Annotated in this window: 17 protein-coding genes; 15 read left to right on the top strand and 2 right to left on the bottom strand. The window is 48.1% G+C overall.

Features of this window, described 5'->3' with window-relative positions:
- Positions 1–3 precede the first annotated feature (3 nt).
- The 8 genes from MYF79_RS11120 to MYF79_RS11155 all read left to right on the top strand — a co-directional run bounded on the left by MYF79_RS11120 (position 4) and on the right by MYF79_RS11155 (position 9,466).
- Complete coding sequence (locus MYF79_RS11120; protein ID WP_247813946.1) at positions 4–1,536, top strand: SusD/RagB family nutrient-binding outer membrane lipoprotein; 1,533 nt, start codon at positions 4–6, stop codon at positions 1,534–1,536.
- Positions 1,537–1,567: 31 nt separating this feature from the next.
- A complete protein-coding gene (locus MYF79_RS11125; protein ID WP_247813947.1) occupies positions 1,568–2,029 on the top strand; it encodes a RidA family protein in 462 nt (153 codons plus the stop codon).
- Between the two features lie 119 nt (positions 2,030–2,148).
- Positions 2,149–3,396: an aminotransferase class V-fold PLP-dependent enzyme gene (locus MYF79_RS11130; protein WP_247813948.1), complete on the top strand. Its 1,248-nt coding sequence runs from the start codon at positions 2,149–2,151 to the stop codon at positions 3,394–3,396.
- A 258-nt stretch (positions 3,397–3,654) separates the two neighbouring features.
- Complete coding sequence (locus tag MYF79_RS11135; RefSeq protein WP_247813949.1) at positions 3,655–4,890, top strand: amidohydrolase/deacetylase family metallohydrolase; 1,236 nt, start codon at positions 3,655–3,657, stop codon at positions 4,888–4,890.
- A 57-nt stretch (positions 4,891–4,947) separates the two neighbouring features.
- Positions 4,948–5,862 (top strand): RraA family protein, encoded by a 915-nt coding sequence (locus MYF79_RS11140; protein WP_247813950.1) that lies wholly within the window; start codon positions 4,948–4,950, stop codon positions 5,860–5,862.
- 31 nt (positions 5,863–5,893) lie between these two features.
- Positions 5,894–6,943: a bile acid:sodium symporter family protein gene (locus tag MYF79_RS11145; protein ID WP_247813951.1), complete on the top strand. Its 1,050-nt coding sequence runs from the start codon at positions 5,894–5,896 to the stop codon at positions 6,941–6,943.
- 210 nt (positions 6,944–7,153) lie between these two features.
- A complete protein-coding gene (locus MYF79_RS11150; protein WP_247813952.1) occupies positions 7,154–8,185 on the top strand; it encodes a sugar phosphate isomerase/epimerase family protein in 1,032 nt (343 codons plus the stop codon).
- 72 nt (positions 8,186–8,257) lie between these two features.
- Positions 8,258–9,466, top strand: a complete 1,209-nt coding sequence (locus MYF79_RS11155; RefSeq protein WP_247813953.1) for an NAD(P)/FAD-dependent oxidoreductase — start codon at positions 8,258–8,260, stop codon at positions 9,464–9,466.
- Between the two features lie 17 nt (positions 9,467–9,483).
- On the opposite strand, the gene MYF79_RS11160 is transcribed toward MYF79_RS11155, so the two are convergent.
- Complete coding sequence (locus tag MYF79_RS11160) at positions 9,484–10,272, bottom strand: FecR family protein (RefSeq protein ID WP_247813954.1); 789 nt, start codon at positions 10,270–10,272, stop codon at positions 9,484–9,486.
- 208 nt (positions 10,273–10,480) lie between these two features.
- Between MYF79_RS11160 and MYF79_RS11165 the strand changes: the two genes are divergently transcribed.
- The 4 genes from MYF79_RS11165 (at position 10,481) to MYF79_RS11180 (ending at position 17,617) form a co-directional block, all read left to right on the top strand.
- Positions 10,481–11,659 (top strand): proline dehydrogenase family protein, encoded by a 1,179-nt coding sequence (locus MYF79_RS11165; RefSeq protein ID WP_247813955.1) that lies wholly within the window; start codon positions 10,481–10,483, stop codon positions 11,657–11,659.
- 24 nt (positions 11,660–11,683) lie between these two features.
- Positions 11,684–12,478 carry a thymidylate synthase gene (locus tag MYF79_RS11170; protein WP_247813956.1) on the top strand — a complete coding sequence of 265 codons (795 nt, stop codon included), beginning with the start codon at positions 11,684–11,686 and terminating at the stop codon, positions 12,476–12,478.
- Positions 12,479–12,513: 35 nt separating this feature from the next.
- Positions 12,514–13,008 (top strand): dihydrofolate reductase, encoded by a 495-nt coding sequence (locus MYF79_RS11175; RefSeq protein ID WP_247813957.1) that lies wholly within the window; start codon positions 12,514–12,516, stop codon positions 13,006–13,008.
- Between the two features lie 337 nt (positions 13,009–13,345).
- A complete protein-coding gene (locus MYF79_RS11180; protein WP_247813958.1) occupies positions 13,346–17,617 on the top strand; it encodes a PKD domain-containing protein in 4,272 nt (1,423 codons plus the stop codon).
- A gap of 167 nt (positions 17,618–17,784) precedes the next feature.
- Here MYF79_RS11180 and dnaG read toward each other — a convergent pair whose 3' ends face one another.
- On the bottom strand, positions 17,785–19,764 hold the full coding sequence (dnaG, locus tag MYF79_RS11185) for a DNA primase (RefSeq protein WP_247813959.1): 1,980 nt from the start codon (positions 19,762–19,764) through the stop codon (positions 17,785–17,787).
- Between the two features lie 498 nt (positions 19,765–20,262).
- Between dnaG and MYF79_RS11190 the strand changes: the two genes are divergently transcribed.
- From MYF79_RS11190 to MYF79_RS11200, 3 genes are all read left to right on the top strand, one after another.
- Complete coding sequence (locus MYF79_RS11190; RefSeq protein WP_247813960.1) at positions 20,263–20,853, top strand: RNA polymerase sigma factor; 591 nt, start codon at positions 20,263–20,265, stop codon at positions 20,851–20,853.
- A 100-nt stretch (positions 20,854–20,953) separates the two neighbouring features.
- Positions 20,954–21,940, top strand: coding sequence for a FecR family protein (locus tag MYF79_RS11195; protein WP_247813961.1), 987 nt, complete (start codon positions 20,954–20,956; stop codon positions 21,938–21,940).
- Between the two features lie 81 nt (positions 21,941–22,021).
- Entirely contained in the window at positions 22,022–25,432 is a 3,411-nt protein-coding gene (locus tag MYF79_RS11200) for a SusC/RagA family TonB-linked outer membrane protein (protein ID WP_247813962.1), read from the top strand.

The following is a 25,432-nucleotide window of genomic DNA, read 5'->3' on the forward strand; positions in this document are numbered from 1 at the left end:
CGGATGAAAATGCGCTTTAACTGCTTAATATATACCGCCATTGCAGCAATGCTGGCTTTCCAGTCCTGTGATAAAGGCTTCGAAGAAATGAATGTCAACCCGGATGCATCACCTGTCGTACAGCCTGAATATATGTTCAGTAAGGCTTTGCTGGATGCTTTCGGAAACAGCTATTTCGCTACTGATGTACTGGCCTGTGGCGGTTCTATGCAACATTTCGCTACTTACAAGGACGTACCCGGTATTGGTGATAAATATTATTTCCAGCAGGGTACTTATCCCTACGATTATTTCACCACAGGGTATACCACTGCTGTAAATGAAATAGCGACTACCATCAATGCATTGAATGCAAATAATGTTGTCGATGGTAACAAGCTGGCCATTGCCCGCATCTTCAGGGTGTACATCATGCACCGCCTGACGGACCTGTATGGCGATATTCCTTATTCCGCTTCAGTGAAGGGATATACCGACAATAACTTCACACCTAAATACGACGCACAGGAAGAGATCTATGCCGACATGCTGAAAGAGCTGGATGAAGCAGCTGCGAAGCTGGATCCTGCAGTAGCCACTTTTGGCGCCGGCGACTTTATCTACTCCGGTGACGTGAACAAGTGGAAGAAATTTGCCTATTCCCTGATGCTGCGCCTGGGTATGCGCCTGTCAAGAAAGGCGCCAGATGTAGCGCAGACATGGGTGAAGAAAGCCATTGCCGGTGGTGTGATCACTACTGACGGCGATATTGCTACTATGAAGTATGTGGACGGATCGCAGGCCATCAACCGTAATCCGGCAGCCGCCAGCATGCTGTCTAACGACTATGCCGTGGCAAATGGCAACAACAACACAGAGGGCGGCAAACTGGCGAAGACATTTATTGACGCGTTAAAGGCAAACAATGACCCCCGTTTGAATGTTATTGCTATAGTATGGAATAATGGTAAAGCAGATACCAGCACCGCACTCCAGAAAGGTATGCAAAATGGACTGCTGAATAAGCCGGCTGATTTTACCAGTTATTCCGAGCCTAATCCGGCTACGATTCTTCAATACAATGCGCCTTTCATCCTGATGAGCGCTGCCGAAGTGAACCTCTTGCTGGCAGAAGCGGGCGTGAATGGCTGGTGGGAAGGAAGTGCCGCCGGGGCATTTGCTGATGCCATCGGGGCTTCTATGCGCAACTGGGCATTGTTTGGCAGCGGAGGCGTGATCGCTCCGGAAAAGATAGCCGCTTACCAGGCCGCGCATCCGCTGACAGGTGGAGCAGAAGCAATGAGAGCGATGATCGGGCAGGAGAAATGGGTGTCTTTATTCCTTGATGAGCAGGAGATACATGCTAACTGGCGCCGTACAGGGTACCCGGTATTGACACCGGTAAATGTGCCCGGAAACACCACCGGAGGTACTATTCCCCGCCGCCTGTTATATCCGCCTTCTGAAGAAAGCGTGAACAGCGGCAGCCTGGCGGAAGCAATCACCCGTCAGGGACCAAACCTGATGACAACCCGCGTATGGTGGGATAAACAATAAAACATACCCGTATCTCAAACTAACTGAAATCATGCAAAACCAGAGAAGATCCGTATTAAAGAAGATAGCAGCCACATTGGCCGGCATCACAGGTGTCAACGCAATTGCCAAAGCCGCAGCGCCGGCCCTGCCGGGAACTACACAGCAGGGAGAAGTGATCTACGACCAGGAAGTGCCCTTGTTCTCAAGTTTTAAGATCCATGGCAACACGGTCTATATAGCCGGCATAGGCGCCCACTTTGAAGGAGATATCAAAGCGCATACGGACCACGTATTAAAGGAAATGGAAAAGGTATTGACCAAGGCAGGATCATCAATGGAAAAAGTGCTGAAAGTAAGTGTGTTCCTGCACGATCTGAATGATTATAAGGCAATGAACGAGGTGTTCAGGGGACGGTTCGGCAGCAATCCGCCTGTCCGCACCACAGTAGCAGTATATGGAGGTGTGCCCGGCGATTCTCTCGTAGAGATGGATTGCATCGCTACCCTCTAAGGAAACGCTTTTCTTTACTCTTTCTTTTTTACATATGAAACCTGGCATGACGGGCCTTATCATATGAGGCCTGTCAATGCGAGGTTCCATCCGACCCGTAAAAAATAAAACATTAACGGATGAAACGCAGAGACTTATTGAAAAATATGTCTGCAATCCCGGTATTCGGGGCTCTTGCAGGCAGTACCAAACTATTGCCCTTACCCGGTGAAACCGCCGATGCCGCAACAGCAGGAAAGGATTATTTCAAGGAGCTGGGCATCCGCACTTTTATCAATGCTGCCGGCACCTATACATTCATGACAGGCTCCCTGATGCGCGAAGAAGTGATGAACGCCATCAACTACGCTTCCAAAGAGTATGTGTTGCTGGATGAGCTGCAGGATAAGGTAGGGCAGCGTATTGCTAAACTGCTGCGTTGTGAATATGCCACTGTTACATCGGGGGCAGCTGCTGCCATGACATTGGGTGCAGCTGGCGTACTGACCGGCATGGACGAAAAAAAGGTAGCGCAGCTGCCTTTCCTGGAAGGAACCGGTATGAAAACAGAAGTGATCCTGCAGAAAGAGCATGATATCCCATATGTGCATGCCTTGAAAAATACAGGGCTGAAGATCGTGTATGTGGAAGGTGGCCGTGAAGGACTGGAAAAGGCCATCAGCGATAAGACCGCGCTCATGTATTTCCTCAATGCCAACAATTTCGATGGCAAGGTACAGGTGGAAGAGTTCCTGAAAATAGCGCAGGCGCACGGTATTCCTACTATGATAGACTGTGCGGCCGATGTGCCCCCGGTAGAGAACCTGTTCAGGTATACGGCCATGGGCTATGACCTTGTCTGCTTCTCAGGCGGAAAAGGCATCCGCGGGCCGCAGAGTGCGGGCCTGTTGCTGGGCAGGAAGAAATATATTGAAGCGGCAAGACTAAGCACAGCTCCCCGTGGCAATACCATCGGCAGGGGACTGAAGGTAAATAAGGAAGAGATATTAGGGATGCTCGTGGCGCTGGAAACATACCTGGCCATTGATCATGCGAAAGAGTGGAAAATGTGGGAGGCGCAGATCAAACTGATCAGCGACGCGGTAAAAACGGTATCCGGTGTAACAACCGAAGTAGTGGTACCACCGGTAGCCAATCATATTCCTACGCTGCACATTTCCTGGGATCCTGCAAAGATCCCCGCTACAGCAGCAGAGATCAGGGAGAAACTCCGTAGCGGCAATCCTTCCATAGAGGTAGCCGACGGCGCCAATCAGCATACCTTCAACGTTACGACCTGGATGCTGGTGCCCGGACAGGAGAAGATAGTCGCAACACAGCTGAAAAAGGTATTGACAGAAAAAGCACTGTCAGAAGCGCATGGTTGATAGTTGATAAACAGTGGTGTGTTTTCACCTACAGGGAGCTACAGGGTTGGTAAAGTGCACGAAAATTACCAGCTCTGCCCTGTTTTTTCTTTAAAACGATTTCGGATTTACATAAGGCCGGTAAAAGGGAGCTCCTGCCAGTACATGAGATGACACGCGTTGATACTGTTCGCGTGGTACTTTCGTATGCTGCTGCAGGAGGCTGCCTGGCCGGTTCCGTCATTCATGTACAGGTCTCAGTATAAAAAAGGTAAGGTCATGAGGAGCATTATTCAATACCTGGTATTGCTGGTATCGGTGAATATAATTGTCACCGGTGTCTACGCCCAGCAATATAGCCTGCTGATCAGGGGCGGGCACGTTATAGACCCGAAAAATAACATCAATGCAGTCATGGACATCGCATTGACAAACGATACTATTGCAAAAGTAGCCGCACATATAGACCCTGCTACCGCGCAGAAAACAATTGATGCCAGCGGTCTTTATGTAACACCGGGGCTGATCGACATTCATACGCATGATTTCATTGGTACCGTTCCAAACCGTTACCTGAACAACAGTTATGAAGCGGTAGCGCCGGATGGTTTTACCTTCCGCTGTGGCGTGACCACTGTTGTAGATGCCGGCAGCTCGGGCTGGAAGAATTTTGAAACCTTTCTTGATCAGACCATCCGGCACTCAAAAACGAGGGTGCTGGCTTTCCTGAATATAGTAGGCGGCGGTATGCGTGGCGGGCCTTATGAACAGGACCTCACGGATATGGACGCGAAGATGACAGCGCTGACTATCCGCCGTTACAGGCAGTGGATAGTAGGTATAAAGGTGGCGCATTATGAAGGGGCGGAATGGGCGCCGGTAGACCGTGGAGTGGAAGCCGGGCGGCTTACAGAAACGCCTGTCATGATCGATTTTGGGGGCAGCAATCCGCCTTTATCGCTGGAGGAGCTGTTCATGCAGCACCTGCGTCCGGGCGACATCTTTACGCATGCCTATGCGAAAGTAAAGGGCCGTATGACCATTGTTGACGACAGTGGCAAGCTGCGCCCCTTTGTGCAGGAGGCCCGTAAGAAAGGGATTCTCTTCGATGTGGGGCATGGTGGTACCAGCTTTAGCTATTCCCAGGCTATTCCTGCATTAAAGGCAGGGTTTTATCCGAATACCATCAGTACAGATATTCATACCGGCAGCATGAACGGAGACATGAAGGATATGCTGAACGTCATGTCCAAATTCCTGAATATGGGCATGTCCCTGCCGGAGCTGATAAAGGCCAGCACGTCTGCGGCAGCGGCGGCGATACATCATGAAGAACTGGGCAACCTGTCGGAGAGAAGCGTGGCAGATATTGCCATCCTGCGCGTGGAAAAAGGGAAGTTCGGTTTTACAGATGCGCATACGCGTGTGGAAGGAGACAGCAGGCTGGTATGTGAAGCCACCCTGCGCGCCGGTAAGGTGGTTTATGACCTTAACGGCATTTCAGTAAGTAAATAGCCCGCAGCATTTGGTATTTTAGTAAAACGGATCTATTCTTCATTCAAAAACTGATACATGAAATTCCTTTATTTCCTCCCTTTATTGTTCTTGTCATGCTGGCTGCGTGCGCAGACCATTCCCCGGGAGGAACTGATCTTCCTTACTGCCGAGTGGAAAGGAGAGCGCTTTGCTGACGGAAGGCCGAAGATCCCTGACGCAGTGATAGAACAGGCGCGTACGGTAAGCCTCGACGATGTATGGACCATTCTGGAAGGAGAGGGCTACCATTGCCAGTTTGATGGCGGCTGGAAAATGATCTACGATAACAAACCCATTGTTGGGCGTGCTGTTACCGCCATGTTCCTGCCTTCCCGGCCGGATGTGGAAGTACATATGAAGGAGAGAGGACAGCAGAAAGGGTTTAAAGGGAACAGTAATTCCTGGCCTATCCAGCAATTATCGAAAGGTGACGTGTATGTTGCAGATGGCTTTGGTAAAATTGCCGATGGCACATTGATAGGTTCTACATTAGGGAATGCTATTTATGCCCGTTCCGGTAATGGGGTAGTGTTCAATGCAGCCGCCCGCGACCTGGAAGGCCTGAAAGAGATAGAGGGGTTTAATGCGCTGGTGCGGGATTGGGATCCTTCCTTCCTGAAAAATGTGATGTTGGCAGGACTGAATGTGCCGATACGTATTGGCCGTGCGGTAGTACTGCCGGGCGACCTCGTACTGACTTCCAGTGAAGGAGTGGTATTTGTGCCGGCACACCTGGCAGAAAAAGTGATCGGTATTGCTGCATTTATACAGGTGAAAGACCAGTTCGGATTTGAAATGGTGAAAGCAGGGAAGTACACACCCGGTGAGATCGACAATAACTGGACCGACGCCATCCGGGAAGCCTTCCTGGAATGGCAGCATAAACAAGCCGGCAAAAAGCCTATGACCCGCCAGGAACTGGATAAAATGCTGGAGAAAAGAACCTGGTGATCCTTTTTAATTATTAAATCATTTCCACTTTATGACAGCATTACTTCCCGCCGCCGGGCCTTTTATTATTGCCTTCTGGGTCATACTGGCCATTGTGTTTTCAAGGTATCCGCAAACGCGGGGCTTTGTTTATACGCTGATGATCTTTGCCGCTGTTACAACAGCCATGTACTATCCCCAATACTTTCTGACAGTAGGAGGCTTTGATCTTTCGAAGCTCATTACACCGCTTATCCAGATCATTATGTTCGGAATGGGAACAGCCATGAGCCTACGTGATTTCCATGGTGTGATCAAAATGCCGATGGGTGTTTTAACCGGTGTGGTATGTCATTTCACTATTATGCCCTTTGTTGGCTGGGGCCTTGCTCACCTGTTCCATTTCCCGCCTGAAATAGCGGCAGGGGTGATACTGATCGGTACTGTACCCTGCGGCATGGCATCCAACGTTATATCTTACCTCGCGAAAGCCAACCTGGCATTATCAGTTACACTCACCGCTGTATCTACCATGATGGCGCCCTTTGTGACGCCTTTCCTGATGCAGTGGCTGGCAGGCAGTTATGTGGATATCAGCGTCAGCGCAATGATGTGGGATATCTGTAAGATCGTGATCCTGCCGGTGGCAGCAGGTTTGCTGTTCAATCATTTTTTGAGCGGGAAGCTGAAATGGCTGGACAATATCATGCCTAAAATATCGATGTCGGCCATTGCTTTTATTATAGTCATCATTACGGCTAAAGGTCGTGAGAGCCTGCTGGACGTCGGGGTATTGCTGATATTGTCGTCGCTCATTCATAACCTCTCAGGGTACACGCTGGGCTATTGGTTGTGCCGCCTGATCAGGATGAATGAACAGGATTGCCGTACCATCGCCATTGAAGTAGGCATGCAGAATGGCGGGCTCGCAACCGCTATTGCGAAGAATATGGGCAAGATCGCCACTATCGGCCTGGCGCCTGCGGTATTCGGACCATTGATGAACGTAACAGGGTCCTTGCTGGCGTCCTGGTGGCACCGGCATCCGCCAAAGGAAGCGCCAAAAGAAAAAGCCGTTCAGCTGGAAACGGAACGGCTTTAGTTTATCATTTATAATGTAACAACAGTGACGTTGTACATCAACGAGGTGGAATATATAAATAAAGACAAACGGGGAATTACTGTTAAGTGGTTATCAAGATAATGACAAAATGCGAAAAAACTATTCTTTTAAGGTAATTTTTTACAGTTTTTTTCAGCAGGCATTTACTTTGATCCATAAAAGTGTATTTTGTTATATAAAACCACGTATATGAATAATCCTAAACAACGTAGGGAATTCCTCAGGCAGATGGCATTGTATACCATGGGGGCGGGCCTTTTACCCTCCGTCCTGGCAGCCTGTAATACCGGCGCTTCCACAAAGGAAAGCAAAGACAGTACCAGCGCAGGAGAAACAGCAACTGAGAAAACAGCGAAAGAACTGTTCTTCAAAATATCCCTGGCTGAATGGTCTTTCCATGAGGCGATATTCGGCGGGAAAATGTCGCACCTCGACTTTCCGCTGAAAGCCAGGAACGACTTCGGGATCGAGGCGGTGGAATATGTAAACCAGTTCTTCAAGGATAAAGCGACAGACAAGGCCTACCTGGCAGATCTGAAGAAACGTTGCAGCGATAATGGCGTACGCAGCGTATTGATCATGATCGATGGTGAAGGAGAAATGGGAGACATGGCTGAGAAGAAAAGGAACCTTGCCGTAGAGAATCACTATAAGTGGGTGGAAGCTGCAGAATACCTGGGGTGCCATGCTATCCGCGTAAATGCGGCAGGAGAAGGCAAGCCGGAAGATGTGGCAAAAGCGGTAGCAGAGTCGCTGACTAAATTATCAACATTCGCCAAAGCGCATAACATCAATGTGATCGTGGAAAATCACGGTGGCAGTTCTTCCAACGGTAAATGGCTGGCAGGGGTGATGAAGCAGGTGAACATGCCTAACTGCGGTACCTTGCCTGACTTTGGCAACTTTTGCCTGAACCGTACCAAACCTGTAGACAATACACCACAGGGCTGGGCAGCTACAAAATGCCTGGAGGAGTACGACCGCTATGAAGGCGTGACAGAACTGATGCCTTTTGCAAAGGGTGTAAGTGCTAAAACACATGATTTCGACGCCGAAGGCAATTGCGTGGAAACAGACTACCGCAAAATGCTCAAAATTGTAAAGGACGCCGGTTATACAGGTCATATCGGTATTGAATATGAAGGCGCGAAACTTTCTGAAGAAGAAGGTGTGCGTAAGACGCTGGAGCTGCTGAAAAGGGTTGGGGCAGAACTGAGTTGAGGGTAGCTGGCAAACAAAATATCAGGAACCAGGAACTTATTGTTCCTGGTTTTTTAACTAAAACATCGTCCATTGGATCTTCACGCTGGTTATCCTTATTCTTTGCTGAAGTATGGCCTGCCGTTTAATTATCCCCGCCTGGATCATGATGTGCAGACCGACGTATTGATCGCCGGAGGAGGCATTTCCGGCGCATTGGCTGCCTATTATCTTACGGCGGCCGGAATACCTGCTGTTGTAGCAGACAGTCGTACTATAGGACTGGGCAGTACCTGCGCCAGTACTTCCCTGTTGCAATATGAGATAGATGTTCCCCTCTCACGCTTGTCGGAACGGATAGGAGAGAAGAATGCCACTATAGCTTACCGCTTATGTTATGAAGCTATAGCGGTGCTGGAAAAGATCTGTAAGAAGGTCGGGGCGCCTTTTTTTGATCGGAGGGATAGTCTCTTCCTTGCTTCTTATAAAAAAGACCGGGAATGGCTGAAGAAAGAATATGCAGCACGCAGGGCACTGGGCTTCGATGTAACTTATTGGGACGATGCCAGGGTAAAAGATAAGATGGGTTTTGAGGCGCCGGGCGCTATTTATTCCCGCATGGCAGCGCAGACAGATGCATATATGCTGACCCATTCACTGCACCAGTATAATATAAAAAAGGGGCTGAAAGTATATGACAGGACTGCTGTTGCCGATATTTCCCATCAGCGGAACGGGATCATTGTACATACCACAGACGGATACCGGATCAAAGCAAAATATCTTATTATAGCTACGGGCTACGAGGCTGCGCGATATATCAGGGAGCCCCTGCTTACGCTACGTTCCACATATGCTACAGTAAGTGAAAGTATCCAGGCTGACGATTGCTGCTGGTATAACAACTGCCTGATATGGGAAAGCAAAGACCCTTATTTGTATATGCGTCCGACAAAAGATAAGCGTATACTGGTAGGCGGCAGGGATGAGTATTATTACAATCCGTCCAGGCGCGATAAACTGATCAGAGCAAAGGGCCGCAGTCTTCAGAAAGATTTCAATAAGAAATTTCCGGATATCCGCTTTGTACCTGAATTTCAGTGGACAGGTACATTTATTTCGACCGGTGATGGATTGCCCTTCATCGGTAATTATCCTGCTATGCCCCGTACTTACTTTGCGCTTGGCTTTGGCGGCAATGGTATAACCTTTGCCCAGATAGCGGCAGAGATGATAACGGCAATCATCCTGGGAAAGAAGCATGCTGTGCAGGCAATGTTTGCTTTTGGCAGAGCTAAATGAGCGTATACCGGCAGTGGTCAGAAATCAATCGCTACTTTATTTTTCCTGATCTTGTAACTAAAACCGGCAGTTTGCCGGATCTCTTCCAATACCCTTGTTAAAGGTGCCTGGCTGAATTCTCCGTTAATGCCGCCTGCGGCAGAAACATCTCCTTCCACATAGATCTCTGTGCTGTACCATTCCTCCAGTTTGCGGACGGCATTCATAAATGGCTCGTCATGGAAAACAAGTTTATCCTGTAACCAGGCCTCCATGTCAGCGGTATGATATGTTTCTTTTTCCATCAGGTCGATTTCCTTATTGGCAAGTACCATATTTCCAGGCCCGAGCATTTCCGGCTGATCATCGGTCTTGGAATGATAGGACTTGCTCACTTTCACCTCCCCACTGAGGACATAGGCCGTTGCACCCTGCTGTGCTTCAAAACACCTCATTTTGAAAGCTGCAGGCCTGGTGCTGGTCATGGTAAGGATATTCGTTTTTACGGTAAGCGGATGAGCGGCGGAATCGAAATAAGCTTCCCCATCCAGCAGGAGCGTGCGGCTTTTAGCAAAATCAGCCGGTACAAGCAATTTGGTATTGCTATTCAGGATAACAGGTGTTCCGTCCGGTAAGGTGATCTTTTTACGTTCTCCTAGTACACCTTCGTAAGTGGTATAGGTCTGTCCCTTCTCATGAAAGGAGGCCAGCACCTCTTTTGGCTTCCTTAACAGGAACACGGAAAGTAAAGTAATAACACATAGTACTACTATGATAATGAAAGGCGATTTGCGACGTGACCTCGTATTTGCTTGCTTAGTAGGCACTGGGAATGTTGATTTTTATGAAGATATAAAATTAAAGAAAAAAATATAGGACCGGAGCTTTATTGAGTTTAAATAAAAAGAAACTTATAGTTGTTCTGTTTAATAAAAGAAGGATTTTGTTTGAGTTTTTCAAAACGGATGTCAATGGGTTGCTTTAGTTGCCAGATCATTTTGTTGAAAATCTGTCAGCATACTAACTTTGCGGCCCATGGAAAAGCAGCTATCATTATCATTCGAGAATACCGCCATAGCTTTTGAATCAAAGACAGATAAGGCATTAAAAAAGGCTGACTTCCTGTTTAGCAGCATCGGCAAGCCCTGGCTGGTAAAGCTGGGCGCTACTGTAACACCGGTGGCCCTGAATATGGGATTGCCCATTAAAGGATTGATCCGTAACACCATTTTCAGCCAGTTCTGCGGGGGAGAAAGTTTGCAGGAAGCAGCCCAGACTGCCACCCAGTTGGGGAAATTCCACGTGGGAGTGGTACTGGACTATGGTGTGGAAGCCATGGAAGGGGAGGAGAACTATGATCATGCTGTACCTGAGTTCATCCGCGCTATAGAGTACGCGGCAGGTAATCACAATATTCCATTCATTGCCATTAAAGTAACGGGTTTTGCCCGTTTCAGCCTGCTGGAAAAGATCCATAGCGGCGCTGCGCTGACACCGGAGGAGGTGGCAGAGTATGGCCGTGTCAGGAACCGTATCCTGTCTATTGCAACTGCAGCCGCCAAACATCAGATCGGATTACTGATAGATGCGGAAGAATCCTGGATCCAGCAGCCGGTAGACGACCTGGCAGATGAGCTGATGGCACAGTTTAACAGGCAACAGGTAATCGTATATAATACTTTCCAGATGTACCGCCATGACAGGCTGGCCTTCCTGCAGAAGTCGTTCGAAAAGGCACAACAGCAGGGATACCTGCTGGGCGCCAAGCTGGTAAGGGGCGCTTACATGGAAAAGGAACGTAAACGGGCGGAAGAAATGGGTTATCCTTCTCCAATCCAACCCAACAAGGAAGCTACCGACAGGGATTATGATGCTGCCGTGCGATTCTGTATGGAACGCCTGGACAAGCTGGCTGTATTTGTCGGTACCCACAATGAACAGAGCAGCATGCTGGCTGCCAGTCTTTTACATCAGCAGGAACTGCCGCATGACCATTCACATGTAAGCTTTTCCCAGTTACTGGGCATGAGCGATAATATCACCTTTAACCTGGCGCATGCCGGCTATCATGTTTCCAAATACCTGCCTTACGGCCCTGTGAAAGATGTGATGCCATACCTGCTGCGCAGGGCACAGGAGAATACTTCTATTTCCGGGCAAATGGGACGCGAGCTTGGACTGATCCGCCGGGAAAGAAAGCGGAGGGGGATATAGGACAAATTTCGTTACTTTGCTCCCATGGAACAATACCTTCAACTACTCCAACACATTATAGATCAGGGAGCTGTGAAAACTGACCGGACTGGTACCGGTACTACAAGCTGCTTTGGTGCACAGCTAAGGTTTGACCTGCAAAAAGGATTTCCGCTTGTCACTACCAAGAAACTGCACCTGAAATCCATTATTTATGAACTGTTGTGGTTTCTGAACGGGGATACTAATATTAAGTACCTGAAAGACCATGGAGTAAGTATCTGGGACGAGTGGGCAGATGAAAACGGCGACCTGGGCCCTGTTTACGGTAAGCAATGGCGTAGCTGGGAAACCAAAGATGGCCGTGTTATTGACCAGATCAGCGAAGCTGTGAAGACCATCAAGAACAACCCGGATTCCCGGAGGATCATTGTGAACGCGTGGAATGTGGGCGACCTGCCGGATATGGCATTGAGCCCCTGTCATTGCCTGTTCCAGTTCTACGTGGCCAACGGCCGCCTGAGCTGCCAGCTTTACCAGCGTAGCGCAGACGTATTCCTGGGAGTACCTTTTAACATTGCTTCGTATGCTATTCTCACCATGATGATGGCACAGGTATGCGACCTGGAACCGGGAGAGTTTATCCATACATTCGGAGACGTGCATCTCTACAGCAATCATATGGAACAGTCTAAACTGCAGTTGAGCCGTCAGCCCTTTGAACTGCCTACGCTGAAGATCAATCCGGCGGTGAAAGATATCTTCGGCTTCAAATTTGAAGACTTTGAACTGCTGAATTATCAGCATCACCCTCATATCAAGGCTCCGGTAGCTGTATAAGGGACGATACTTTTTCTGAATTTAAATGTTTAAGCTTGACACTTTCTATTATAGTAGCTGCGTCTGAAAATAATGTGATCGGTATTAATAATCATCTGCCCTGGCATTTACCGATCGATATGAAATATTTCAAGGACACGACCATGGGTAAGCCTATTGTTATGGGCCGTAAATCGTTCGAAGAACTGGGACGCGTGCTGCCGGGAAGGCCCAATATCATGATCACCAGGCAGGCTGACTATAAAGCTGAGGGACTGTACGTGGTACCTTCCCTGGAAGCGGGTATTGAGAAAGCAAAGACATTTGGAACGGAAGAGATCTTCATTACCGGTGGCGGTGAGATCTTCAAAATGGCTTTACCGATCATTGACAGGTTATATCTTACACGTGTACACGCTGAAGTAAGCGGCGATACTTATTTCCCGGAATTTGATCCCAGGGGATGGAAACTCGTGAAAAATGAGCGTCATGAGAAGGATGAAAAACATGCGCATGCGTTGACCTTCCAGGTGTGGGAAAGAGAAAAATAACATACAAAATATTATAGCAGGAGATCCCACCGGTTACCGGTGGGATCTCTTATTAATATAACCTTTAGCGACCGTCTGATGCGCACAGCTTACTACACAATAATTGCAGCCGTCGGAATTGTCCGGTATGCCGAAGGGGACCAGGTGGCAATGAACGGTGATGGAGAGAAGAAAATATACCACTGCAATAAGGAAAGAAATACCGATTAAAGGGGCCACTGTCTGACAGCCGGTCCCTATAGTAGGTATATAATCGTATATCCGGGGCCGAAACAGCAGACTGGATGTTTTAACATATATTTGCAAATACTATATTTTGTAATACTCCCTGATACTTATGAAGAGATCTTTACTATTGTTTGTATTATTAACCCTGTGCCGTTTCGCTTTCGGGCAAAATGAACCAGGGGCAATGTTCGTACAATCGCATCATCAATCCTGTTCTGTACCATTTACAGTTACATTTAAAGATTCCAGTTGGTCGCCGACCCATACACCGTTTGTGTTCTGGAAATGGGAATTTGGAGATGGCACGGTCGATTCTTCCGGTGCTATTGTGACGCACACTTTCGTCCAAAAAGGCTTTTTCCGTGTAAGGCTGACAGTACGCGACCAGCTTGGCAGAGTAGGGACCTACATCGCAGATGATTATCAGCTGATCAGGATAGGCGCTGCTTTGCAGATGCCATCGACAGCTTATGTCTGCAACCCGCCGCAACCGGTCACATTGAGGAATCTTGCTACGTCCGAGTGGTATGATAGCCTGGGTACTTATCAGTGGCTGCTGGACGGGAATGTGGTATCTACAGCGCGTAGCTGGCAGACAAGTCAGGTAGGACTGTATCAGCTGAAGTATACGGCCTGTGACACAACACTTTCCGGCAATATGTCTATTATAGATGGCACGATCACACCTGCTGTGTTGACGCCTGCTGTATGGTTAAACGATACAGCCAAACTTGATTTTGCCATTATGGGCGCTCCTTATATGCCGGGTCAGGTTAAACAGGTGACCTGGGATTGGGGAGACGGTAAAATATCCGTAACACAGGGACTGTACAATAGTGTTACTCATGGTTATACAGTGCCGGGTACTTATAATGTGCGTGCTATTGTGCGACTGAATAATCATGCAGACCTGGTTTGTGATTCTGTGGGAAGGTATACCGTTAACGTCCGTGCGCCATATGTTACACATAATGTATGGAACAGAATGGATACTTTGTACACAGGAGGGGAAAAAACTTACGTCATATCCGCCACAAATCCCGGGGCTACTTTCAAATGGAGAAGCATGGATCGGAACTTTGCCTCCACTGCGCAGAGCCTGTCAACCTCTGAACCTGGCAAATACTGGGTGGAGATCAGCAAATCGGGGGATGTGATAACAGACACGATTAACTTAATGCCTAAGCCCAATTTTACTTTCATGATGCCACAATGTAGTCAGAAGGGCAGCATGAAAATTTACAATGGCTTACTTGTGCCGGTTGCTGATTCTCTTTTGTTTATCACCTGGCATTATGGAGACGGTAAGTCAGACGTATATCCCAAAGCCGAGTATTACTACGAACATACCTATGCTGCACCGGGCATATATAAAGTTGTTATGGAAGCCTGCTATAAATCAGGTTATAATGCTTTTGCCACGAAGGATATAGTCATTTATCCTTTTATTGACTGGGATGTCAAGATACAGGACGATACTGTATCTGTGCCGGGGATGCATATACTGAGCGCCAAAACTATCAATTCGGTAAATCCGCAAAGAGTCATATGGTATCCTGTCGGGCGTAACCCTGTCAATAAACTGCTCAATGATACTATTCAGACGAAGGTACCGGTTGGGTGTATGGCATATCTGGTGGACTCCTGTTCCATCCGAAGGGCTGCTGACACCTTTAAGATCAGCAATCCGTCTCCGGTTGACTGGACGGCTAATGTGGTTGTGAATTATAACAATTGCATGGCTACATTAAAGGTAAATACCAACGCTCGCAAAGGATCTTATTGGGTATTGTGGAACACCGGTGAAACATCCGACTCGATCGTAGTTACAAAACAGGGCTGGTATGGATTCACGCTCACAGACAGTAGTGCTAACAGACGTAGGGATTCAGCTAATGTTAGCATCTTCGCGGTGGATGGCGCAACGTTAAGTATCCGTTCAAATTATGGACTTGATACGCTGGTGGCTGGCCCTTACGACCGAAACAACCCTAACAACAAGTATTTCTTCTATCGCAATGATACCTTGTTATCAACCGGAGAATACAATTATTATGTTAAGCCCATTCCGGGAGTATACAAGGTGATGGTAGAAAATACACAAGGATGCCACGCTACTTCAATGCCACTGTATTATCGTGTTCCTGAAGACAGTGTTGCGGTCAGTTTCAGTTATAATGCCGACAAATGTAACAGCCGGCAGATTAACTTCATCGGTACCAGCGTTTCTTCTAACAATCAGGATACGGTAAAAAGTATTAAATGGAACTTTGGTGATGGAATGACCGCCACATATCCGGTTGCCGGCAGAACTATTGCGCATAATTACGATACAGCCGGTATATATACTGTATCTCTGACTGCAACAACAGCTTCAGGCCATACATATACTACGTCAAGGCAGGTGGTAGTTCAACAGATCGCTTACAGTGTGAATATCGTCAGTGATACAACGAGTTTGCCACGCACAAATGTATTGAGAGCGATTAAAAATCCTGTTGATGCATCTATCACATGGAGTACCGGCAGCACAAATGATACTATTCATGTACATATCAGTGGTTATTATTCAGTATGGATGAAGGACAGCTGCGGAGATGTCCGTGCTGCAGATACACTACTTAGTGTGGTAGCTGATACATGGAGTGTAGATGCCGCTGTATTAAAACGGACTCGCTGTGGTGATACCGCTGTATTGTCTGCTGATATAAGCACGGTGGGGAATGGTTATGTTTCCTGGAGTAATGGTACGATTGGATATATAAACTATGTTACTACACCTGGTGTATACGTCGCAACATTGAGAGATAGTAATGGAAATGCAATGGCAGAAGATTCCGTTGATGTAGAATTGAAACCCTTCAGGCCAAGGCTCGAAGCGCATCCTTCGGCTATGCCTGATGATGATACGCTGATCGTTTATCCGAATGATTCCGCATATGTCTATGAATGGTACAGGAATGATACCTCATTGGCGTCAGGAGCATCGCCGATATTAACTCATCCGGTTGCCGGCCTTTACCAGGTATTTGTCACCAATACGGCAGGTTGTACTGCGGCAACTGATACGGTACGTTATAAGAAACGGGTCGTAACGGCATTGCCTGTAGATATCGGCTATCTGATATACGAATGCGATCCGCAATTGGTAGGATTCGGCGGGCCTGGCGATTTGCAGGATACTGCAACATACAGATGGAATTTTGGAGATGGAAGTGATGAAGGGGCAGGCCAATGGATAATCCATCATTTTGCAACAGCGGGTGTATATATTGTAAAGCTAACGGTAACGACTAATTCGGGTATGACTGGTTCAGCAACCACCCAGGTTGTTATCCAGGCAGCGGATACAACTATCTGGCCAACACATATTGTCCAACAGCGCAGTCAATGCGGCGATAGTGTGTTGCTGACAGCTTCCAATAATGCTGAACGCGCTGTGTATTCCTGGAACACCGGAGCGCAGACGAAGGACATCATGGTTACGGCCGCTGGTTATTATGCTGTCAGTGTTTACGACACCTGTGGTTTCAAACGGTCTTCGGACAGCGTTTATGTAACTCTAAATGCACCATGTGTACCCAACACACCCAATGATACTATCTCCATTGGTGACGGGCCTATCGAAGGTGGCAGGGCGCTTCCCGTAACTGCCGGCTTCGGGCACGATTTCAATGCAGATAATATCTTTACAGTTCAGCTGACACTGAAGAACCCGGGGGGCCGCGAAACCGGTTTACAACCTGACGAAGTGATCAATCTTGGCTCCAAACAGGGAACAGGTAAAGACGTAATCATGGAGGTTGAGCTTCCTGATAGCCTGGCTTGCGCTACCAGCTATGCGGTGAGAGTAGTGGCCAGTTCTCCCGCGGATACTACCGCCTGGTCGCAGCTGTTCACTATTATCAATCAGCCTCCTCAACCGGTGATCACCCAACGTGGCGACAGTCTCTTCACTTCCGGTAAATATAACTGGCAGTGGTACCTGGATAATAACGCCATTGAAGGAGCTGTTGCCGCCAACTACCGTGCAAGAAGAAGTGGTGTTTATATAGTGGAAGCACTGAATGGAAACGGCTGTGCCAGTAAATCGGCTCCGGTATCAGTGATCATCACTGCTGTAGGAGAAGTAACATTGGATGGCAATAAGGTGAAAGCCTTCCCAAACCCATCAGAAGGTCGGGTCTCACTGCAGTTCGAAAAGCCGTTACTGAAAACAGTGACAGTGAAAGTATTCAATCTCCAGGGCCGTGTTATATACACACGTACTACCACACAGCAATTGCAGCCGCTGGAATTGTCCGGTATGCCGAAAGGTTATTACCTGATTGAACTGACGGGTTATGGAGAGAAGAAAGTATTGCCGCTGATCCTGCAATAAGAAAGGAAATAAAGAAAAGGGGGCTGACTGTCTGACAGTCGGCCCCCTTTCATATATAACTGTAAGCGTTTTGAGTAAAAGTTCTGGACGTCGCTTCTTCGTCGCTAACAGGTCGCTTCTTCGTCCCTTATAGGAACAGAAGGCCTCAGCTGTCATCCTGACAAAAGCTACCTGAAAATAACTGTCCCGATTCCCTGGGTCAGCTCTGCCTCCAGCTGCTTCAGGTGCTTATGCATCTCAATACACTTGATCTGCTCTTCAAATACGGTAGAGCGTTCCATTTCCTGCTGGTTTTCCACGATCATTTTACGGATCTTCCTCAGGATGAGATAGTTGGTCGTTGAGATCGTATCCCGGAGGTATGCATTATCGCCATATACCGTATCTATTTCAAATTTTTCTTTCCAGGCAGCGCTTAGTTCGGCTTCTTTATCTTCCATGATACCCACTACCATGCCGGCAATATCCTGGTCATTATGATACAGGAACCATTTTTTATCGGGTAGGTTGTCCTGGTCATACATCTCTTTGTACTCCCGCAATATCCGTTTCACCAGTTCATTGTCTGCCAGCGATTCGAAGTCGTAGGGCAGGTGGAAGATATAGTCAGCCACAGAGCTTTTATCTTCCTCACTGAAAGGTTTATCGCCAAAGCGCAGGAGTATTTTCACCAGTTCCCTTTCCTGTTTTTCATCCGGGTTGAAGAAGTTAACAGCCGGTTCTCCGCCGTTTTCCATCGCCTCCATGGCAGCAATGGCCTCAGGAGAGAGCTCGTCGTCCATCGGTGGCGCCGAGGGGCCATTGTCCCTGGCGTGCTGCTGCTCTTTTTTCTGGAAACGCTCACGGATGAACTTATTGACCAGGTTGATGAGGCCCTGTTCGTCGATCTTCAACACCTGGCTACACTGGCGGATGTAGTCCTGCTGACGGGTGAAGTCTTCCGTTTTGTCGATCTTGGAGATGGTCTCCGCAATCTCGTTTACCAGCTGTGATTTGCGGTTGCTGTCATTGCCTGCATCCTGCATAGAGATCTGCAGCTTGAATAGCACGAAATCCTGCTTGTTGCTGGCTATAAACTCACGGAAAGCATCTGCACCTATTTTCTGCACATAGCTGTCCGGGTCTTCCTTATCGGGTATTAAAACCAGCTTTACGTTCAATCCTTCCTCGATGGCCATATCCAGGCCTCGCAGGGCCGCCTTGATACCGGCGTTGTCCCCGTCGAAGAGGATGGTGAGGTTGTTCGTATATTTTTTGATGAGCCGCAGCTGGTGTTGCGTAAGGGAGGTACCACTGGATGCCACCACGTTCTCAATGCCCGCCTGGTGGAGGGAGATCACGTCGGTATATCCTTCCACGAGCAGGCATTCGTTCAGTTTATCGATCGCATGCCGGGCAAAGTAGGTACCATAAAGCACCCTGTTCTTTACATAGATCTCGTTTTCCGGTGAGTTAATGTATTTGGGGGCGCGGTCGTTCTTGACAAGGATACGCGCACCAAAGCCCAATACCTTCCCGCTCTGGTTATGAATGGGGAAGATCACACGGCCCCGGTAGTTATCGCCCGGCTGCTCGTTCCTGACGGTGACCAGTCCCGTTTTCTGCAGGTATTCCAGGTTATAGCCTTTTGACAGGGCTGTTTTGGTAAAAGCATCCCAGGAGTTGAGGCTATAGCCCAGCTGGAACTTACGGATGGTTTCCTGGGTAAAACCACGTTCTTCAAAATAACTGAGACCTACATTCTGTCCTTCTTCAGTGTTGAAGAGTGTATTGGAAAAGTATTCGCGGGCGAAGCTATTGATGATGTAAAGGCTGTCTGCCATCAGCTGCTGCTGCCTGGCTTCCGGGCTTACCTCGGTTTCCTCAATAGGCACGTCATATTTCTGCGCCAGCCAGCGTAAGGCTTCCACATAGGAATACTTCTCGTGTTCCATCAGGAACTTGATGGCATTGCCACTCTGGCCGCAACCGAAGCATTTGAATATTTCCTTACTTGGCGTAACCGTGAAGGAGGGCGACTTCTCGTTGTGGAAAGGACATAGCCCTAAATAGTTGGCACCCCGTTTTTTAAGTTTCACGAAATTGCCCACTATCTCCACAATGTCAATCCGGCTAAGTATCTGTTGTATGGTATTCTGTGAAATCAATGGCGCTAAATTCAGACTGCAAACTTAACTAAATTTCAGCGCTTGAGCGGGCCGGGTGTCTATGTCGTTAATTTGGAGGCCTATTGTGTATAGTTGATATTTTGAATGTGTGGTTGAGCCGGCCATTTCGCTTTAAATGTATCTTGATGGACAACCCAAGTTAGAAACCCCGTACAGCCAAAAGGAGCCATCTCTGTGCATGACCGGCAGGGGCCTGTAGTGTACACAATATCAGCATAACATTGTTGAATATCAGCTGTTGTTACCTGTTATATCACAGTGGATGATACACGTAAAATACAGCCATTGATGTTGTGATAGCTATCTTATTTGATAGTAGCCGCGGGCGGGATCTTTTTGTTTAAGATAGCTAATGTTAAAAAAATATCTTACTTGGATAATTTACCATTTATTTGAAATAGTAGTAAGGTCTAATTTTAGAGAACACGTTTAAAACTCAAACAGCATTCACAGAGAGGGGGGATCTGAACAGTGTCCATGCATATTGTCAATAATGATCAACAGCTGGCTGCACGCCTGCGCAACGGTGACCACAACGCTTTTGAAGAATTATATGCTGCCTATCATCAACATCTGTATAGCACGGCTAGTAAATATCTGAAGAGCAGCACTGCGGCGGAGGATGCTGTACACGAAGTATTCGTGAAGGTATGGTTGCACCGGGAAGAACTGGACCCCTCGCAGGGAGTACGCAATTTCCTCTTTAAATGCCTCAAGTTCCATGTACTGAACCTCATCCGCGATCATAAACGCAGCCTGTCCAAACAATATGAACTGATCTGCAACGCCGGCAACGAACATAGTGACGCCGAATCTACCGTTATATTTAATGATTACCGCAAGGTGGTAGACCGCGCCGTCAACAATCTCTCCGCCCAAAAGAAAAAGATCTTCCGCCTGCGCTCCTACGAAGGACTTAGCAATGAAGAAGTAGCCCGGCAACTGGGATTGTCCATCAATACTGTCAAATTTCAGTATGCCCAGGCCAGTAAAGCATTGAAGCACGCATTAAAAATTATGATGAGCGCATTGCTGGGGGCCGCACTTTTCATTGTTATCTTTTTTTAAATTTTTTTTCGGGGCATATAATACTTTTCATTTTCCCGGGTGTAGTATTACACAGAACGGAACATTTCATTTGTCAATATTTTCACTGTAAGTCCACATTATGGAGCAATTCGACCAAAGTCTGCTGCATAAATACCAGCTTAACCAATGTACTCCGGAAGAATATGAAAGGGTACTTGAATGGTTTGCCACTCCTGCGGGAAGGGAATACCTGGATACTGTCATGACGCGGGACCTTGATATGGCCAAGCCGGATATCATGATGTCGCCTTCTCAGTCAGCGGAGCTCTACCAGCGTATCCTCGATACCACTGGTCAGGTGCAGCCACGTTTTCGCCGGCCCCGTTGGTTTACAGGTCTCAAAGCAGCCGCTGTGTTGTCGGGCACCTTATTGCTTGCTTATGGCGGCTGGAAAGTTTACGATCATCACCGCAATGCCGTTATCAGGACAGCTTATGGAGAAATACGCAGGGTGGTACTGCCGGATCAGTCGGAGGTGACCCTCAATGGTAACAGTACACTACGTTATGTCAACAACTGGGGGCGTTCCTCAAACCGTGAGGTATGGGTGGAAGGAGAAGCCTTCTTTGCTGTTAAGCCCTCCACAGTGCCTCGTTCATTCATTGTACACACAGCCAGTAAAATGAATGTGGAAGTGCTGGGTACCAGCTTTAACCTGGTGGACCGCCACGGGCGTATGCAGGTAGTGCTGAACAGCGGAAAGGTACGCCTGCACAGCAATAACACGCCAGAGGAAACCATCATCATGCAACCGGGCGACCTGGTGGAGTACAAAGAACAGGTACGTACGAAGGTCAAGAATCACACAGATGCACAGCGTTATTCTTCCTGGAAAAGAAACAGCCTGCAGTTTGAAAATGCCAGCTTCGCCGAGCTGGCGCAGCAACTGGAAGATACTTACGGCGTGACCGTAGAGATCAGGGACACTTCATTATTACACCAGGAATTTACGGGTACAGTGCCCAGCCAGCAAATGGATATGCTGCTGGATGGACTCTCACAGCTCTTTCACCTGAAGGTAAGCCATGTTAACAATATCGTTATAATCGAGAGAAAGCGTAATTAAAAACAATGCAGTAAATACTGCAGGCCGGTGTACAACGGCATGTAGTGACCGCAGCACAGGTAATCATTCAAATTTAAATGTATGAACAAGTTCATTAGTGCCTTTATGGCTGCTATGGGCATGGCATGTTATTGCAATATGCCGGCAGATGCGCAGGACCTGGCAGCGCTGGGTAAACCTGTCAGCCCCTTCGAAAGATCACAGACTAAGTCATTGAAAAATGTGCTGGATGGGCTTGAAGTAAAATACAATGTACACTTCATGTACAAGAGCAATCTCGCAAAATTGCAATTGTCGCGTGTTGAAAACAACAGAACTTCCTCCCTGGAAGAAGAACTGAAGGGTATCACTACGCCTAATAAACTCCGCTATAAAAAGATGGGAGAGGGATTCTACATTATCTTCCAGCAGGATGATGAACCTGCTGATACACCTGCCCCTGCGGGTTCCCGGGAAAACACCTCTTCCCAGGTACAGCCGGTGATGAGCACTACTCTGCTTGCTGCTCCTGCGGCCATTCCTGTAAAAGGCGTGGTGACCGACGATAATGGTCAGCCGCTGCCAGGCGTAACTGTGCTGGTGAAAGGTACTGCCAACGGCACTTCTACCGGTGTTGACGGCTCCTGGTCGTTGCAGGTGCCCAATGAAAATGCGGTGCTGGAATTTTCCTTTATTGGTTATACCAAACAGGAAGTAGCACTGGCTGGTCGTACTACCGTTACCGTGAAACTGACGCAGGATGTTACCGCTATATCCGAAGTGGTGGTAGTAGCCTATGGTACGCAGAAGAAAGTAAACGTTACCGGTGCTATCAGCGCCATAGATGGTAAAGATGTAAGCTGGAAACCAGTAGGCCAGGTATCTGCCGCCCTGCAGGGGATGGCCCCCGGTGTAACAGTGACCACCGGTAGCGGACAGCCGGGCGCTGACCAGGGTACTATCCGCATCCGCGGTGTTGGTACATTGAACAGTACAGATCCGCTGGTGTTGGTAGATGGTGTGCAGATGAATATGAACGATGTGGACATGAACGATATCGCCTCCTACTCTGTACTGAAAGATGCGGCATCTTCAGCTATATATGGTGTAAGGGCTGCCAATGGCGTGATCCTGATCACTACCAAAAGAGGCGCCTCAGGTAAAGCCAAAGTGAGCTACTCGAACTATTTTGCATGGCAGCGTCCTGCACGCCTGGCAAAATATGTAGGCGCAAAAGACTTCATGAAACTGGTGAACCAGACCGCGACGAATTCCGGTGCGAACCCTACCTATACCGATGCGCAAATTGCTGCCTATGATGACCCTAACCGTAATAAAGATCTGTATCCGGACAACTACTGGCTGGATGATGTATTGACCGGCAGCGGATTTCAACAGGAACATAGCCTGGGCATATCGGGTGGGACAGAAGATATTAAATACCGATTCTCCACTAACTACTTCGATCAGAAAGGCCTGATCTCCAACATGGATTTCAACCGTCTCACTGTTCGTCTGAATACTGATATCAACGTTACAAAGAAACTGACCTTCAGCGCTGATATTGCCGCCCGGCTGGGCGACAGGCAGGAGCCACAGGGCGCTTCCGGATCGGCATGGTACCAGTTCGGACAGGCAGCCGTAGTGAACCCGCTTTCTGTAAATAAATATTCAGATGGCACCTGGGCACTGGTGAGAGGTGGTCAGAACCCTATCCGCCTCCAGGAAGAAGGAGGTCTTTACCAGTACAAAAGCAATCTCTTTACAGGCAACTTCAAGGCCACCTACAACCTGGTGAAAGGCCTGAAACTGACGGGCCTCACTTCTGTTAACTACAGGTCCGACTACAACAGCATGCATGAAAAGGCGCTGACATACTTTACTGATTTCCCCACCAATGAAAAGACGTTGACACTGGGGCAGAACACGATCAGGAAGGCTTACCAGGGTTACTGGTTCAGGAACTACCAGGGACTGGCAGAATATACACATAGCTTCGGTAAGCACAATTTCACGCTGCTGGCGGGTGCTTCCCGTTTGTCTGAAACCACCGATGACCTGAGCGGTTACAGGGTGAACCTGCCGAATGGTACGATTGAACAGATCGACGCCGGTGCTGCCACCGGGCAGATCGCTACCGGTAATGGCGTTGCCTATTCACTGGTATCTTTCTTCGGAAGACTGAACTATTCCTACAACGATAAATATCTCTTTGAAGCGAATCTCCGCCGCGACGGTTCCTCCCGTTTCTCCGATGGCCAGAAATGGGGCATGTTCCCCTCTTTCTCTGCCGGCTGGCGTATCTCTTCAGAGGAATTCATGCATGACCTGACCTTCATCAACAACCTGAAATTACGTGGCTCATGGGGTGAGCTGGGGAATGACGTTATCCTCGACAGGGATAAACAATCTACTAACTATCCTTACCAGTCAGTATACTATTACAACAGTTATCCTTTTGGTGGCGTGCTGAATCCTACTGCAGGTATCCAGATCTATCCCAACTCAGGCCTGACATGGGAAACAACCGTCATGACCGACATAGGTGTGGATGCGACATTGTTCAGGAACCTGGATTTCACTTTTGATTACTATAAGAAGAACACAAAGGATATCCTGCTGTTCCTGCCTATCAATCCTTCCGTAGGCCTGGACCCCTCTGCACAGAACGCAGGTAAGGTACAGAACACAGGATGGGAAGTATCACTGAACTATCGTGGTAAGATCGGCGAGGTGGATTATCATGTAGGTGGTAACCTTTCTGATGTGCGCAACAAGATCGTTGACATTAAGAATACGGATGCGATCTCAAGGGATAATAACTTCATTTATACCGGCCTTATTACAGGACAGCCTATCGGGGGTTTCTATGGCTACCAGGTAGAAGGCATCTTCCAGAATGCCGCACAGGTAGCGGCACATGCTACACAGCCATTCCCCACTACCGGCCCTGGTGACCTGATCTATAAAGATCAGAACAATGACAAGCAGGTAAAAGAAGGCGCAGTGAGTAAAGGCGGCGATATGGTATACCTGGGCAGTAACATCCCACGCTATACGTATGGCTTCAACCTCGGTGCTGATTACAAACACTTCGACCTGTCTGCCTTTTTCCAGGGAGTAGGTAAAGTATCTATTCATACACTGCCGATAGAAAGGGCGCCGACGTCCAACGACGGTAACTTCAGGGAAGAACACCTGAACAGCTGGACAACGACCAATACAGGTGCTGCTTTCCCAAGACTGGTGAACACTACGCAGAACTATCAGTCTTCTTCTTACTGGGTGAAGAGCGGCGCTTACCTGCGACTGAAAAGTGTGCAGCTGGGTTATACATTGCCGGATCATATCATGAAACGGGCCGGCTTTGACAGATGCCGTATTTATGTAAGCGGACAAAACCTCCTGACCTTCTCTTCCCTGCCGAAAGACATTGATCCGGAAGCGCCAAACGATAGCAGGTATTACCCACAGGTGAGAACGATCAACTTTGGATTAAACGTGCAATTTTAA

The sequence above is a fragment of the Chitinophaga filiformis genome (assembly GCF_023100805.1).
Taxonomy (GTDB): Bacteria; Bacteroidota; Bacteroidia; order Chitinophagales; family Chitinophagaceae; genus Chitinophaga; species Chitinophaga filiformis_B.